Origin of the sequence: Lacticaseibacillus pantheris DSM 15945 = JCM 12539 = NBRC 106106, assembly GCF_001311175.1 — a bacterium.
GTDB lineage: Bacteria > Bacillota > Bacilli > Lactobacillales > Lactobacillaceae > Lacticaseibacillus > Lacticaseibacillus pantheris.
Genome location: NZ_BBAI01000027.1, coordinates 15,413 through 32,408 on the forward strand (window position 1 = coordinate 15,413; position 16,996 = coordinate 32,408).

General features: G+C 54.3%; 9 protein-coding genes and 4 pseudogenes. All 13 read left to right on the forward strand.

The features are described from left to right. The first annotated feature begins 170 nt into the window (after positions 1-170). Entirely contained in the window at positions 171-926 is a 756-nt protein-coding gene (locus JCM12539_RS08825) for a lysophospholipid acyltransferase family protein (protein ID WP_225350323.1), read from the forward strand. A 1-nt stretch (position 927) separates the two neighbouring features. Continuing rightward, positions 928-1,760, forward strand: a pseudogene (locus JCM12539_RS08830) (glycosyltransferase). Beyond that, positions 1,760-2,221 (forward strand): glycosyltransferase, encoded by a 462-nt coding sequence (locus tag JCM12539_RS14770; protein WP_054650801.1) that lies wholly within the window; start codon positions 1,760-1,762, stop codon positions 2,219-2,221. Before JCM12539_RS08830 ends, JCM12539_RS14770 begins: the two are co-directional and overlap by 1 nt. Then, entirely contained in the window at positions 2,175-2,723 is a 549-nt protein-coding gene (locus tag JCM12539_RS14775; RefSeq protein ID WP_082405439.1) for a glycosyltransferase, read from the forward strand. Before JCM12539_RS14770 ends, JCM12539_RS14775 begins: the two co-directional genes overlap by 47 nt. Then, positions 2,720-3,577 (forward strand): 1-acyl-sn-glycerol-3-phosphate acyltransferase, encoded by an 858-nt coding sequence (locus JCM12539_RS08845; RefSeq protein WP_054650805.1) that lies wholly within the window; start codon positions 2,720-2,722, stop codon positions 3,575-3,577. Before JCM12539_RS14775 ends, JCM12539_RS08845 begins: the two co-directional genes overlap by 4 nt. Before the next feature lie 745 nt (positions 3,578-4,322). After that, a pseudogene (locus tag JCM12539_RS08850) lies at positions 4,323-7,044 on the forward strand (glycoside hydrolase family 65 protein). Positions 7,045-7,103: 59 nt separating this feature from the next. Further along, positions 7,104-7,799 carry a beta-phosphoglucomutase gene (gene pgmB, locus JCM12539_RS08855; RefSeq protein ID WP_054650807.1) on the forward strand — a complete coding sequence of 232 codons (696 nt, stop codon included), beginning with the start codon at positions 7,104-7,106 and terminating at the stop codon, positions 7,797-7,799. A gap of 504 nt (positions 7,800-8,303) precedes the next feature. Continuing rightward, positions 8,304-8,804: pseudogene (locus JCM12539_RS08860) on the forward strand (EAL domain-containing protein); the annotation flags it as partial. Positions 8,805-9,554: 750 nt separating this feature from the next. Further along, on the forward strand, positions 9,555-10,238 hold the full coding sequence (locus tag JCM12539_RS08865; RefSeq protein WP_054650812.1) for an EAL domain-containing protein: 684 nt from the start codon (positions 9,555-9,557) through the stop codon (positions 10,236-10,238). Positions 10,239-10,263: 25 nt separating this feature from the next. Continuing rightward, positions 10,264-11,613, forward strand: a complete 1,350-nt coding sequence (locus JCM12539_RS08870) for an FAD-dependent oxidoreductase (protein ID WP_054650814.1) — start codon at positions 10,264-10,266, stop codon at positions 11,611-11,613. 710 nt (positions 11,614-12,323) lie between these two features. Beyond that, positions 12,324-13,034, forward strand: coding sequence for a trehalose operon repressor (treR, locus tag JCM12539_RS08875; protein ID WP_054650816.1), 711 nt, complete (start codon positions 12,324-12,326; stop codon positions 13,032-13,034). 16 nt (positions 13,035-13,050) lie between these two features. Continuing rightward, complete coding sequence (locus tag JCM12539_RS08880; RefSeq protein WP_054650818.1) at positions 13,051-14,697, forward strand: alpha,alpha-phosphotrehalase; 1,647 nt, start codon at positions 13,051-13,053, stop codon at positions 14,695-14,697. A 29-nt stretch (positions 14,698-14,726) separates the two neighbouring features. Next, positions 14,727-16,711 (forward strand): annotated as a pseudogene (locus tag JCM12539_RS08885) (PTS sugar transporter subunit IIABC). The last annotated feature ends 285 nt before the right edge of the window (positions 16,712-16,996 follow it).

Consider the following 16,996-nt stretch of genomic DNA (forward strand, 5'->3'; position numbering starts at 1 on the left):
AGGCTTTTTTGTGCCACAATTAAGAACAAAATGTCGATTAACCAGACAAAGATAAAAATGTTAGCGTTCCCATTCATACGGGCGTTTGTATGGGGGCAACGATACCTTTATAATGACAAATTGAATAAGCAAACTGGTCAAACCGTGAGGAGGCAATCCGATTGGCGCGAATGATTAAGTATTACGACGACGTCACGGATGACTTTGTGACTAGTGCACACCAGGACATCCGGATTCCCGATGATTACCAGTGGGAACACTCTGGTTGGTGGTGGCAGGCACGGCGCGTCGTGGTGACCGCCCTGGCTCGGGTTGCGGGGTGGTTCATTTTGCACGTGGGCTGGCACGTCCGCTGGGTTAACCGGGCGGCACTCCGCAATGCGGGCAAAGGGGGTTACTTCCTCTACGCTAACCACACGCAACCCGTGGGCGATCCGTTTCTGATGTTGGCTGCCGGCCAGTCACGCGGCTTTGCGGCTGTTGTTAGTGGTGCCAATCTGGGCATACCGTTTCTGGGGCGTATCTTACCGTGGGTAGGCGCGTTGCCGATACCGGAGGGGATGCACGGACTGGCACGGTTTAACCACGCCGTGCGGACGCAGATCGACGCGGACCGTTACGTGGCCATCTTTCCCGAAGCCCACGTGTGGCCGTACTATACCGGTATTCGTCCGTTCAGTGCGGCGGCATTTCATTATCCCGTCGCAACGCAGGCACCGGTGTACACCATGACCGTGACCTATCAGCACCGGCGTTGGGGCCGGCACCCGCGGATGACGGTGTTTATTGATGGACCGTTACGCCCGAACGTGACTTTGTCCCGGAAGCAACAACAAGTACAACTCGCGGACATGGTAGCAAGGCAAATGCGGCAACGCTCCGCTGAAAGCACGTATACATACATTACGTACCAAAGGAGGGACTAGTATGGATGTCCTATATTGTGGTGACGCCAAAATGGCAGATGGCCTGCTGATTTCGGTGCTGTCGCTACTGCGTACCGTGCAGGAACCGTTACACGTACACATTCTAACGGCGCACATTACCGTGGGCATGAAGGAATATCGCCCCGTCAACGACGAAACGGTGGAGTTGCTGTTGCAGCAAGTACAACAGGTTGATTCGGCGAACACGGTGGTGAAGCACGACGTGACCGAGTTGTTCAACATGGAGCCACCCTTGGCAAACATGGACACCATCTTCACGCCCAACTGTGTGCTACGGTTGTTTGCGGACCAGGTGCCGGATCTGCCCGACCGCATATTGTACCTGGATACCGACGTGGTGAGTCGTCGCGACTGTAGCGAGTTTTACCACCAGAACATGGATGGCATCGAATTGGCCGGCACTTTGGATTATTACGGGCGCTGGTTCTTCCACAATCGGGGTATCCGGTTTGATTACCTGAATTCCGGGGTGTTACTGCTCAACCTCAAGGAAATTCGCCGTACGGGATTGTTTGAACGGGCCCGGCGGTTGTGCGTCACCACGCAGATGTTCATGCCCGACCAGTCGGCTTTGAACCGGCTGGTGACCGAAGTGCGAATCATGCCACGTCGCTATAACGACCAGCGCCGCTTACACGCGGACACCGTTTTTCAGCACTTCACCACAAGTTTTCGGCTGTGGCCGTGGGTACACACGCTCACCGTGAAGCTTGGCAGGTCACGGCCGTGCACGACCAGCTGAAATTGCACGAGTATGACGACGTGCTTGATGAATATGACCGTTTGGAACCCCAACTAAAGGATAAAAACTAATGACTGCAACAAGGACTATTCCGTTATTTTTCGCGGTTGACGACCGGTATGCGCCATACTTAGCGGTAACGTTAACCTCAATTATTCAAAACAGCAACTCCCAGCAACAGTATGAAGCCATCATCCTCCACGACCACTTAGCCCCGGAGCACCAGGACCGGTTGGCAAAGTTGGCGACGGATAACGTGCACGTACGGTTCGTCCAGATGGGGGATGCCTTTGCCCAACGCATGGCGAATGACCATTCCGAACTGCGTTGTGACTATCACACCCTGACCATTTTCTTCCGGTTATTTATTGCCGACATGTTCCCCGAGTACGACAAGGGTATCTATTTGGATGCAGACGTTGTGGTCACCACGGATATTGCACAAATGTTTGGGTTAGACCTGCACGGTAACTATCTGTGGGTGCATGGATACCTACCTGGCCGATTCCCCCGTGACCATTGCGTACGTTGAGGATGCCGTGGGCGTGCCGATGCAAAGTTACATTAATTCTGGAGTGCTGTTGATGGACCTGGCGGCGTTGCGACAGTGCAACCTCGGCGACCGGTTCCTCGCGTTGCTGCAGCAGTACGACTTTGATACCATCGCGCCCGACCAGGACTACATCAACGCGCTGGTGCACGACCACATTTTGCGGCTCGACCAGACGTGGAACACCATGCCGACTTTGCCGACCATGAATCAGGCGTTAACCCGGCCGAACGTGATTCACTTCAACCTTTTTGCCAAGCCGTGGCACTATGACCACGTGATGTACTCCGATTTCTTCTGGCAGTACGTCCCTGATTCCGGTTATGCCGACGAGATTGCTTTGGCTAAACGCAATTACAGCAAGGACGATGTGGCTACGGATGACGCCAACGCTGAGGAACTGGTCACCAAGGCGACGGCGCTGGTTGCCGACGCGGGTAACTTCAAGCACGCCAACGAGCGGGGCGTTCAGGTGCGTGTATGATTATTGGCGGAGACAAAGAGGCGGTGATCGCCAACATCCAGGAGCGGGTGCGCGCCGGTGAGTTCAATGCCAAAGTCGAGGTCGGCGATCCCCAGATGACCGTGGCGGCCCAGGCGGCCATCGCTGAACGGGCGTTGGCTCGCCACGACCGATTGGACTACCATGTGAACAACTTGATGGCGCGCGGGGCCATGAACGTAGCGGCGCGGGTAGTGAATCGCCATACGCGGTATACGGGGATGGACCACCTGCGGCAGTTGCGGGGTGGCGCCATTATTACTAGCAATCACTTTAACCCGCTGGAAAACTTGATTGAGCGACGTTTGGTGCAGAAGACTTTGCACCGGCGGATGTTCATCGTGAGTCAGGCCACCAACCTGGACTTTGACGGCGGGCTAGGGTTCCTAATGAATTACGCGGACACAATTCCGATTAGTCCCAGCACGAGCTACATGGCGCGGACATTTCCTGACGCGTTGGCGCGCGTGATGGCGGCTAATCAGCTGGTTTTGATGTATTCAGAACAGGAGATGTGGTTCAATTACCGCAAGCCGCGACCGGTGAAGCGGGGTGCGTACTACTACGCGGCACGGCTAGGGGTGCCGATTGTATCGTGCTTCGTGGAAATTCAGGATACTGGCAAAGTGGATAACGCGGAGTTCAACCAGGTGCGGTACGTTGAACACGTGCTGCCGCTGATCTATCCGGATCCACGTTTGGATGCGCGGGCGAATAGCGAGCACATGATGGCTGTGGACTACCAACAAAAGGTTGCGGCGTACGAGCAAGCATACGGGGGACCACTAACATACGACTTCACGCCCGACGACATCGCCGGATGGCGTCAACACTAGGCTCTGCTCACAATTGTGGGCGGAGCTTTTTTTGTGGTTTTGTGCTGGCAAGCCAATGTTGTGGTGATAAATGTGTATCTAGGTGCGATGATTCTAGTCCAGTATATTGTTACCGTTATGGGGCTACGCAGTTATTTTTCACACCCGTGGCGACTGACACAAGTTGGGTAGTTAAAATAATCTGAATGGTGTGTTCCATGGTGTTCACACAGGCTAATTGCTTGACATTAATCACTTTCAACTAATTGACATTCTAATTTGGCCACGAAAGTTGATGGGTAATTCACGATTTACTACTTGGTAAACACAATCTGCCCAGATTACATGTCTTTGAGTGCTCACGAGTTCAATAAGAACACATGGGTAACCACTATCGTCGCCATACAGGACGATGTTAAACGTTCAATTTATATATTTCAGTGTGCGCAGTATCGGGAACGGGCGGATGGCGTTTGGTGCGGAGGCGTCATGTCCGGAGATGCGGTTAATACAGTAGTGAGAGGCTGCATCGGTCGTTGGTGAGTGGATTACCGCGGAGCGCCCACGGAAGCCGCAACTCACCAACCCGACCAACGCGGCCGCCAACCACTCACGTTGCAGGACCCGGAAGCCGCACCCCCGAACACCATCCGCACGCTCAATACTCGCTGTATTTGATTATCGTTTCAAACAGCACTAACGTATAGTTAGACGGTTAATCATTTTAGATACTGACTGAAAAGCCATATTGTTAAGGGGGAATTATATGGTACCCATAGCGGTAAAAGTAGATGATGATAGCCTAGAAATCAACTATCAGGACGACGACGCCCAACACACGCGTCGTCGAACCACGATTAAGTACAATCCGGAACAGACGATTGGTGCCAACCTCGAAAACATGCGTGTCAGGATGGCCGGCTTTCGCTTTGACGTCGTCATCGTGGATAACCCGCTCAGCTATCCCTTCACGGATACGGTGGTAGGCCTCAACCACCGGCGAATTGATATCGGTTTGGCCCTCATGAACATGTTCAACGTGCCCGTTGTGGCGCGGCCGACGGTACGTCAGCGGGGGCTGGCCGCCGCCGTCGCGGACAAAGTTGCGTATGCCAGCTGGCACCTGGACTATTACGGCGAGTATTCCGGTAAACGTAACTATGGTCAGGAAGCCATGCTGACGGTTGGCAACGGCTACTTTGGGTTGCGCGGTGCCTACGTCGAAGCAGTCGCCGATGCCGATAACTATCCTGGCCTGTACGTTGCGGGGGTGTATAACCAGAACACCACTAACATTAATGGTCGCAATGTCGTCAACGAGGATCTCGTTAACTTGCCCAACGCGCAGTACCTGTCCTTCGGCGTGGATCATGGGAACCTATTCAAAATACGACCGAGCGATATCCGTGACGTGTACCGGAGCCTGGATCTACGGACGGGACAGCTGCGGACCAGCATGCTGTTGAACCTGGCGACGGGCCACCAACTGGCCGTGACGGCAACCAAAATCGCAGATATGCACCATTACCACCGCTTCGCCATCCGCTACGAGGTCACACCCATCAACTTCGACGGCTCATTGCAAATCCACTCTGCCATTGACGGGCAGGTGACCAACGGAAACGTTGACCGCTACAACCAGTTTGATCAACGGCACGTGGTGGTCGACGCTACTGAAACTGACGCTACAGACGCCTGGTTAACCGGACACACGCGGCATTCTAACGTTCACTTTGCAATTGGGAGTCGGTTAAGCAGTCCAGATCGAGTGCTCAGCAATGCGGTTAATGGGACGCATACCACCAACGCGGCGCGGCAGACCGTCAATTTGGCGGTTCGTGCGGGCCATACGTACACCGTAGATAAGCTCGTGGCCGTTGTGACTGATCACGACGGCGAGCGAGCCGATATGGCATTAACCGACCGCGTGCGGGCCGAGCTACAGCAGGGCAGCTTTGAGGACTCGACCGCGGCTACCCAGAACTACTTTGATGACGTTTGGCGGCGGACCGATATCACCGTCACTGGCGATATCACTAGCCAAAAATTGTTACGGGTGAATACGTTCCACATGTTGGTTGCCGGTGCGGCGCTGGGTGCAGGCCACTTGGATGCCTCCACCGGCGCTCGAGGACTACATGGCGAGGCGTATCGGGGCCACGTGTTCTGGGACGAAATGTTCTGTTTCCCGTTTTACGTTGAGCATTACCCGGCGATTGCCAAGGCAATGATTATGTATCGTTACCGGCGTCTAGGAGCCGCGCGAAAGTACGCTCAATCGGCAGGACAAAGTGGCGCGATGTTCCCGTGGCAATCCGCTATGTATGGGGACGAGCAGGCACAGTCGGTGCACCTGAACCCATTGACCAACCAGTGGGATCCAGATAACAGTCGGCGTCAACGTCATGTATCGCTGTCCGTGGCCTACGAGGTATGGTTGTACGACCACGCTACTGGTGATCACGACCTCATGAACCGTTACGGCTTGGATATACTGCTGTCGGTGGTACGTTTCTGGTTAAGTCTAACTACCAAGAATTCAACGACTGGCCGTTATGATATCAACGGTGTAATGGGCCCCGATGAATTCCATGAGGAGTATCCCAATAGCAAGCGTGGTGGGTTAAGCAATAACGCCTACACCAACATCATGGTGGCATGGCTATTCAAAGTGGTTGCGAACCTACTGCAAACGTTGCCTGATAGTACCGTTAAAGCAGCTAGTGCCGTGCGGGGTGGTCCAGCGAGGCTACCCAACAGTTAGACCAGGTGCGGACGCATTTACAGTTGGACATTAATGATGATGGTATTATCGGGCAGTTTCAGGGCTACTTTGATTTACCACGACTCGATTTTGACCACTACCGTCAGCGTTACGGTGATATTGCCCGACTCGACCGCATTTTGAAGTCTGAGGGTAAAACACCGGACGCGTACCAAGTGGCTAAACAGGCGGATGCCTGATGGCTTATTACGTTCTTAATCGGGATGAAGTGGAGTCTCTAATTACCGCGATGGGCTACCGGCTGCCAGCACACTACTTCACGCACAACTTACAGTACTATCTGGACCGGACGACGCATGGTTCCACCTTATCGCGTATTGTGTACGCCGCTTTGAACCAGCAGGATGGTAACTACGATCAGTCATGGCAGCTTTTCCGTGAGGCCTTATTCTCTGACTATTACGATATTCAGGGTGGGACAACCGCGGAGGGTATCCATCTGGGTGTCATGGGCGCCACGTTACACGTCGCGACGAGTATTTATGGTGGTGTGAACGTGTTGGGCGACCAGGTAGTAGTTAATCCACACTTACCGCGGCAATGGCACCGGCTAAACTTTTCGATAAAGGTTCGCGGGGTACAGCTGCGGTTTATGATTAGTCGCCACACGGTGCGGCTAACGGCTGATCACGCAACTCGTTTGATGGTCGCTGGACAGCAAATACAATTGGTAGCTAACCAACAGCAAGAGATCCGGTACTAAGCCAAGTCGGATAATCGTGATTTGCAGGTTGACCTAGGCTGAGAGAGGAGCAGGAGACGATGAAAGCTAATTTTGAAGATATTCAAGGATTTATCTTTGACCTGGACGGAGTCATTACCGATACGGCACGCTTACACACGAAGGCATGGCGTCAGGTGGCCGACCAGGTGGGCACCCCGTGGTCGCAAAGGCTGCAGGATAGTCTGAAGGGTATTAGCCGCATGGAGTCACTGGAGTTGATCCTGAGGGCTGGCGGTCTGGCGCACACTTATAGCGATGAGCAGAAAGAGAAACTAGCTACCGCGAAGAATACTGAGTACTTGCGGTTGGTAGCCACCTTAACGCCAGCCGATATTTTACCGGGCGTGCAGTCCCTTCTTGATGATTTGGATGCCCACGGTTACAAAATGGCCATTGCATCGGCCTCCAGCAACGCGCCGATCGTGCTCCACCACTTGGGCTTGACGCATTACTTTCCGGAGGTGGTGGATCCACGTACGCTACATCACGGGAAGCCGGACCCGGAAATCTTTTTGCGGGCGGCCGAGCTAATCAAAGTTGCTCCAGCGCACTGCGTTGGCGTCGAGGATGCGGCAGCCGGTGTTGCGGGCATCGTCGCTGCGGGGGAAACCGCGATTGGGATTGGTGATGCAACCGTGTTGCGGGCCGCCGACATCAACTTTGCGGATACCAGTCAGATGACCTTGGTCAATATCCGTGCGGCTATGCGCACGCCCAGTGTCGCACTCAGTTAAAATGACGAACGGTCGGCCGTTAATGGCCAGCATGCGTCCGTTAACGCACGTAGTAATAGTTCAGAAATTGGGCTACTACTACGTGTGTTTATTTGCATAATGATGCATTACCGGAGTGCTTTTAGGCCCAAAACTGGTGTGGGTAAGTGGTAAATGGTGGCCGTTTACGTGAAAAAGTATTTATTTTAGGCCGTGCGGGTAGTATGCTAACATAGTTCGTATAAAAATTATCGTATCATTCGTATCAGCGATAACTAAAATGATACTAATGACAGCAAAATCAATGCGCCACGGCGCACACGGATCGAGGTCTGGAAATGATTAGGTTTTGGGGACAGCCAAAATTTAGCGTACCGACGGGTAAATTGGCGGGTTATGAACTATTTTTGCGTGAACGACCAACGCGGGAAGCGAATGGCATCTTCCCGCCGACTTTGGCGCGTTTGCCGTCCGTGACTTTGATGAACTGCTACGGGCCACGTTGCTACGCTCCCCCAGGATTTACAGTTGGTGTCCTTGAACCTTGATCAAGAGCAGTTTGTTGACCCCGATTATGTTGCTCAACTCGGACGTTGGCATCAATCTGGCGGGCCACAACTCATTATTGAACTAACGGAACGAATGGGTGTGGGTGCCAATCAGGTCACACCAGTCCGTCTGGTTGAGGCGGCGAGGATATACCAGGAAGCGGGGCTACGCGTCTGTGTCGACGACGTGGGCACCGGGGCTAACCAACCGGAACTGGTGGACGTGCTGGACCCAGTGGTCACGGAGTACAAGTATGCACTGCAAAACGTGCGTGGAACGGTGAACGTGGGAGTAATCCGCGCGCAGGTGGCGTACTGGTCGCAGCGTGCGCACCGACAGCACCATCAGTTTGCGCTGGAAGGGTGCGAGGGTGTGGCGGACTTAACGCTCATCCACGATTTCGCACCCGACCTTGTGCAAGGCTATTTCTTTGGACGACCACACCCGCTGACCATTGCGGCCGACTTGTCCATTTAGGTTGGTGGTTCTGGCCGGCGCGGGTGCCGTGGGGTACTGCGACTTTGTGGACCACTCCACGGTGCACGCTGCAGGTGGCTGGTCGTACTGGCGTAGTGGTGGAGGTTGAGCGGTTGGTCCCCGCGACCGGTGCTGTGAACCTCACGCTCACGCCCGTGCCGGGCTACCGCGAATTGCCGTAGCCCGAGCAAACCCCGCTCGGGCTAGCCAATTTGATTCTGTAATTCATAACTGCCAGTACGTGCTAACGCACTACTGGCAATAATTCAAACAGAACTACGGGTATACAGCCGTCGCGGGGACCGGCCGCTCAACCTCCACCACCACGCCAGTACGACCAACGGCAGATGTTCACCGTTTCGTGTCCAGTCATCTACGCACTCCAACGGCCATAACCAACATTGCGGATAATTTTATGAACGATTCGATCAACTACTGGCCCAAATAATGGTCTATCTCAAAATTAGCGTGGCCGAATGCACGATTTCTGAATTAATGCATCTTAAATTAGGGACCACATACTATCGGGAACCCGCGGATGGTCTTTGGGGCGCAGCACGTAAGCCGCAGTCCCAAAGACCATCCGCGTGTTCGCACCCACCCAACCGTTGTTACTGTTGAGTGAGCCTGATGGATAACATTAGGTATTAACCATCACTTTGGGTTAGAATTGGTTACGAGTAGGTGACGCCCGCTGCGGTTGCGGGGCAATTGAACGGGCAGCATCTAACCAGTGAATGGAGAATGCCCATGTACCGCTACTTTATCCAACCACAGCTTGATAAAATCAACCACACGCTGATTGGCTATGAGCTGTTAATGAAGCAATACGTGCACGATGGTTGGCGGCCACCGCGCTCTTTTGCGTCCATCCCCGCGCACACCATCGCGGAGGTGCTGGTGGAGACGACGGCAAAGTTGGCGTTGAAAATCGGGTCCGTGTCCGTGAACCTTAACCGGACCCAGTTACTGAATCCAGAAATCAATCGCTCATTGATACAAGCACAAAACTTTTTGCGTCCCCTGCGTCTCAACGTCGAACTGACGGAGGAGAAGGAGGATGCCCCCGTGACCATGGCACAAATGCGACCCATGCTTGAGGCGTACGTTGAACGGGGAATGCAGGTTTGCCTCGACGATGTGGGCAGCGGTGAAAACCAGCTGGATCACGTACGGCAGTTGGTGCCGTACGCGAGCGAAATTAAGTTTGCCCTCCAAAACTTTGATGGTGGGTTGGACGACCCGGACATGCGTGCGCGGGTGGTGTTTTGGCGCGACTTTGCGCGTGCGCGGGGCCTACGGTTTATTCTCGAAGGTGTCGAGGATGCCCGTGACGATGCCATCGTCGATGAATTAGGGGTGAATTTGCGTCAGGGTTACTTCTACGGTAAGCCGCGGCTACTGAAGCTCGATGCCGGTGATCCCGAGCAGTAAATATTATTTTGCGGAGGAATTTATAATGAAAGTTGTGATTGTGGGTTGCACCCATGCGGGTGTGGCGGCGGCTAAGGCTATCCGGCACGATCATCCCGAGGCGGAGGTCTTAATCTACGAGCGTGACGATAACGTGTCGTTCCTTTCCTGTGGCATTGCATTGTATCTGGGTGGGGAGGTGTCGCGCCTAGAGGACATGTTCTACGAGACCCCGGAGCATTTGCGGGAACTGGGCGTGCACGTCCGCGATCAGCATGACGTGCTCCGCATTGATAGTGAGCAACACACACTGACGGTGCAAAACCTGCGCACGGCGGAGGTGTTCACCGATACGTACGACAAGCTCATCATGACGACCGGCTCCAACGTGGTGGTCCCGCCAGTGCTGGGGGTGGACGACGCGCGCGTGCTGATGTGCAAAGACGCACGGCAGGCCGAGGCCATCTTTGCCTCCGCGCAGAACCACCACCACGTTTTCATCGTTGGTGGTGGGTACGTCGGGGTCGAATTGGCCGAAGCGTACGCCAACACGGATCACCAGGTTACGCTGCTGCAGGGCCACGACCAACTTTTGAATAATTACGTTGACCAGGAGCTGTCCGCGCGGGTGGCTGATGACCTCCGTGCACACGGGGTGGACGTGCAACTGGAGACCCGGGTGCAGGACTTTGAGTCTGACGACGACCATGATCAGGTGCTGATTCATACCAACAAGGCTGATTACCAGGCGGGATTGGTGATTGTCTGCGCCGGCTTTGTGCCCAATACGGATTTGCTGCGGGGACAGGTTGAGTTGGATCGCCACGGGGCAATTGTTACCGACGATTGGTTGGGAACGTCCGACCCGGATATTCTGGCCGCTGGGGATGCGTGCGCCGTGCGGTTTAACCCGACTGGCCGTTTGGCGTACATTCCGTTGGCGACGAACGCTGAACGGCAGGGACACATTGCCGGGCGGAATGTTGCGAGCCACGTGCAACGGTACCCGGGAACGCAGGGAACGACGGCGCTCCGATTGTTTAAGAGCACGTTGGCAACGAGCGGCCTGACGCAAAGGGCGGCCAAAAGAGATGGTATCGCTGTGCGCGCGGTTATTTATCGCGCGAACTACCGGCCTGACTTCATGACGCCAAACGCGGAGATTACCATCAAGTTGGTGTATGGTGCGGCGGACCGGCGGGTTTTGGGAGCGCAAATATACTGCGCGCACGACATCAGCCAGACGGCGAATATGTTCTCACTCGCCATCCAGAACCAGAACACCATTGATGACTTGGCGTACGTGGATACGCTGTTTAACCCGCATTTCGACCAGCCGGTGAATTATCTGAACCAGGTGGCATTGTTGGCGGTAGCGCAGGCAGATGCTGAATAATAAGCAGAGAGCGCAGCAGACCGTTTAGAAGACAGAACATAAGGCACTCCAACCGAAAGGCCCGATTTTGGCCTTTTGGTTGGAGTGCCTTATGTGGCGTCTTCTGGTCTGCGGAGCTCGTTTAGAAAGCAGAGAGCGCAGCAGACCGTTTAGAAAGCAGAGAGCGCAGCCCCGCGGTTAGAAACCAGAGTATAAGTAAGACCGGATGAGAATCCCGCACTTGGATTTTTGTCCGGTTTTACTTATACGTCGGTTTCTGGTCTGCGGAGCTCGTTTTAATAAGCAAAGGTGACGCGCGAACGTCGTAGCATTCCCCGGCCAGTGTGGCTGGCTCGCACTTGGCCTTTTGATTGTAGAGCCGTATGCGGCATCTTCCGCCCACCGCACTTATTTGCCGGTAACAATAAGTGGCATAATCCGTAATTTTTTTTTACTAGGGTTGCGCAATTGTCCTGTCCAAGAATGGTGATTACCCGGTAGCCGGGCAATCACCGGACGTTGGCAACCGAAAATAACGGTAATGTTTACCTTGTGCATGATACTAAGCGATGAAACCGCTTAATGAATGTAACTCTTATTTTCCGTATTTGCGCGCTCAACTTGTACGAACAATCGCCGTACAAGCCGCAGATATTAGCTTTAGCCAATTTGACAACTTGTTCGTACAAGTATAATCTGAATTATAGAAAGCGATTACAAAGGTGACTGCGATGACGAAATTCAATTTGGTTTATCAGGATTTAAAAACAAAAATTGACAATGGCTTGTACGCTAAGGACTCATTACTCCCGAGTGAGAACCAGCTCCGGGAATTATACGGTGCCTCCCGTGACACTATCCGTCGTGCGTTATTACGCTTGAAGGATGAGGGTTACGTCCAGTCCCAGCAAGGGAAGGGCACCACGGTGATTAACCGTCAGCAGTACGTTTTTCCAGTTTCCGGAGTGCTGAGTTATAAGGAGTTATCGACGCGGATGAACATGAATTCGCGCACCGTGTTGGTGGATAAGCAACCGATGACGTTGCCCACCACCCCTTTTGTCAGTATCGATCCGGATGTGCACGCGATGCCGGTTCTGCGGTTGACGCGGTTGCGACGGATTAACGAGGAGCCGGTCATCATCGACATTGATTACATTGACCGCGCGGTGGTACCCGACATTAGCCAAACCGTGGCCGAGGATTCCTTGTACGCCTACTTTGAGCAGACCCTGCACCTGGCCATTGCGTACGCCAAAAAGGAGTTTACGGTTGAGCACGCAACCGAACAGGATCAGCAACTATTGGGCCTGACACCAACCGACGCGGTGGCCGTTGTCCGCAGCATTGCCTACCTCGAGGACACCACCGCCTTTCAGTACACCGAATCCCGGCACCGCCCGGACCGCTTTCGGTTCCAGGAATTTGCCCGCCGCTCGTAGCATACGGAGGAATAACATGTCATTTCAAAACAAAGTTGTGTACCAGCTCTACCCCAAATCATTCTTTGACAGCAACGGCGACGGTATCGGCGACCTGCCCGGCATTACCGCCAAGATGGATTACCTGCAGTCGTTAAACGTAGACATTGTTTGGCTGAACCCGTTCTTCGTTTCCCCGCAAAACGACAACGGATACGACGTGGCTGACTACCGCGCGATTGACCCGCGTTTCGGCACCATGGCCGACTTTGACCGCATGATGGCTGCGTTTAAGGCAGCGGGGATTGGCGTGATGCTCGACATGGTGCTGAACCATACAAGCACGGCGCACGAGTGGTTCCAACGGGCGCTCGCCGGCGATAAGTATTACCAGGATTATTACTGGATATACCCGCCCAAGCCTAACGGTGACCTCCCAACGAACTGGGACTCCAAGTTTGGCGGGCCAGCGTGGGCACCCTTTGGCGATACAGGCAATTACTACCTGCACCTGTACGACCGGACGCAGGCGGACCTCAACTGGCATAATCCGCACGTGCGTCAGGAGGCGGCGGACATCGTGAACTTCTGGCGCGCCAAGGGTGTCGAGCACTTCCGTTTCGACGTCATGAACGTGATTGGCAAAGACGAACGGCTAGTGGATGCGCCGGCCGGGACCGAGAGCAAGTTTCTGTATACCGATAAACCGGTGGTGCAGCGGTACATTCAAGATCTCGCCGCCCAAAGTTACGGTCAGGATGCCGAGAGCGTGACGGTGGGCGAAATGAGTTCGACGACTTTGCCCCACGCCATCGAGTACACCCGTCCGGATGAGCACGCGTTGAGCATGATTTTCCAGTTCCACCACCTCAAAACCGATTATGACCACGGTGAAAAGTGGACTACAAAGCGCTACGACTTTAACTTGTTGCGCGACCTGTTGCACCACTGGGCGACCGGGTTGTCCGATGGTGGCGGGTGGCAGGCGCTTTTCTGGAATAATCACGACCAGCCGCGGGCGCTGAACCGCTTTGGTGACGTTGAGCATTACCGGGTACGTACGGCGCAGGTGCTGGCCGCCAGTATCCACCTCAATCGCGGTACGCCGTATATCTACATGGGTGAGGAAATCGGGATGACCGATCCGGAATACCACACCATGGACGATTACGTGGACGTGGAGGCGCACAACGCGTACCGCCGGTTAACCGACGCGGGGATGGCAGCGGATGATGCGTTTGCGGCGGTCCATGCAAAGGCGCGCGACAATAGCCGCACCCCGATGCAGTGGGATGGTAGCGAGAACGCCGGCTTTACGACGGGGACCCCGTGGTTGCGGTCGACGAACCAAGCCACAATTAACGTGCAGAATGAACTGGCTTCCGGTGCCATCTTTGACTTTTACCAGCAACTCATTGCCCTGCGGAAGCGGTATCCCGTGATCAGCATGGGTGATTACACGCCGTACGCGACGGATGTGGACTGGGTGTTCGGATTTATCCGCCAATACGGTGCGTCACGGTTGCTGGTACTCAACAACTACGCGGAGCACGACGTCACCATCCCGGTGGGGGCGGAGTGGCAACGCGGACGGATATTAATTAGTAACGTCCCCGGCATCCGGGTGACTGAACGCATGACGCTACCCGCCTTCAGCACGGTAGCGATTCTGGTGGGCGATTGACAGGCACGCACAACCCTAGGGAGGGCAATATGATGAGCAAAGACAAATTGGATTTGTTGGCTCCGGCCAACGGTTTACTAATGCCAATTACGGACGTTCCGGACCCCGTATTTTCACAGAAGACGATGGGTGAAGGGTTCGGGATTGACCCTGACGATGGACAGATTGTGGCCCCAGTGAGTGGTCGCGTGGTGATGTTGGCGGACACGAAGCACGCCATTGGTATTCGAACTGATGACGGCGCCGAAGTATTGATTCATCTGGGCATTGATACCGTCGAGCTAAACGGAGCCCCCTTTGAAATTGATACGAGTATGGATGCCGCGGTCAAAGCCGGTGAGGGTATCGGCTCGATGAACCTGGACCAGATTCGCGCGGCGGGTAAGAAGACCACCATCATCGTGGTCATCACGAACACCAATGACGTGGTAAACGGGATTACCGTTAACCAGGGCGAGGTGCGCAGTGGCGATGTTGCAGCGACGGTGGACCTCAAGGCGTCGCAGGCGGAAGCCAATAAGGGTAAGGTGAATAAAAATAAGTACGCTGAGACCGCTGCCGAGGTGTTGGCGGAAGTGGGTGGTCCCGACAACATTAACAGCGTCATCCATTGTATTACGCGGCTCCGCTTCTACCTCAAGGATGAAGGGATTCCTGACGACGATACGGTGCGGCAGACGCCGGGGGTACTGGATGTGGCCCGTGCTGGCGGCCAGTACCAGGTGGTGATTGGCCAGACGGTCGGTGATGTGTATGACGAAGTGATTGCGCAACTCGGCCCCGGCTTTGGCAACGCGGAAGGTACCGCCAAGATTATGGCGGAGACCACGGCGGCGGCCAGGATAAGAGTTTGTGGGGTCGGACGAAGCGTGGTGCCTCTAACCTAATTGGGGTCATTACGGGCTCGATGATGCCGGTGATTGGCCTCTTGGCGGCGAGTGGTATTCTCAAAGGGATTATGACCATCCTGACGACGTGGGGTGGGGTATCAACGACATCGCAGACCTACGTCATCATTAACGCGATGGGTGATGCCACGTTCTACTTCCTACCGATTTTGGTTGGGTTTACCGCGGCGCAGAAGCTGGGGGCCAATCCGGTGATTGTGGCCATTATTGGTGCATTTCTGATTTACCCGTCCCTGGTCAGCATATACACGTCGGGGAAGTTTACCGGCACGATGTTGGGGATGGGCATTAATTCCAACTTCTTTGGTATTCCGGTTCACATTCCGCAATACACGTATTCAATTTTCCCAATGATTTTTGCGGCCTGGATGGCATCGAAGGTGGAACCGTGGATTAAGAAGTGGATGCCGGTGGTGCTCAGAATGATTTTCAGCCCATTGGTGGAAATTTTCCTGGTTGGTATTACCGTTTTGGTAGTCGTTGGCCCGATCATCACGTTGGTATCCACGGGGATTTCTGACGCGTTGCAGTGGGTATTGAGTTCGAACCTGATTTTGGCCGGGTTGATTATTGGTGGTTTGTACCAGGTACTGGTTATCTTTGGGTTACACTGGGCGGTTATTCCGATTATTTCGGCGGAGCTATCGGTTCCGGGCGGCCACAGTTTATTGAACGCGATTGTGTCGGTAACGATGATTGCTCAGGGGGCCGGGGCATTGGCCGTTTGGGCAAAGACGCGGAAGAACAAGGATTTGAAGGGCTTGGCGATGTCGGCGGCAATTTCAGCGGCGGCAGGGATTACGGAGCCAGCCATGTATGGTGTTAACTTGAAGTATGGGCGCGTGTTCATTACGTCGAGTATTGGTGCGGCGATTGGTGGTTTGGTGAACGGGTTCTTGCACGTGGATATGTACGGATTTACGGGCAGTTTGATTGGGTTCCCGTCGTTCGCTAGTGCTAGCAACCCTAATAACTTTATGAACTTCTGGATCGTTGCGGCGGTAACGATTGTGGCAGCCTTTACCTTGACTTATCTGTTTGGTTATAAGGAAGGCGATAGTTTGAAGGCAAAGACGGCACCGAAGAAGAGGCATTTAGGGGAGTAGAGAGCACAGCAGGCCGTTTAGAAAGCAGAGTATAAGTAAGACCGGACGAGAATCCCGCACTTGGATTCTTGTCCGGTCTTGCTTATACGTCGCTTTCTGGCCTGCAGAGCTCGTTTCAATAAGCAAAGGTAACGCGGGCGCACCGTACCATTCCCCGGCAGTGTGGGGGCCCGCATTTGGCCTTTTGGGTGGAGTGCCTTATGCGGCGTCTTCTGGCCTGCGGAGCTCGTTTCAATAAGCACGAGTAACGCGGGCGCACCGTACCATTCCCGCAGCGTCGGGGCC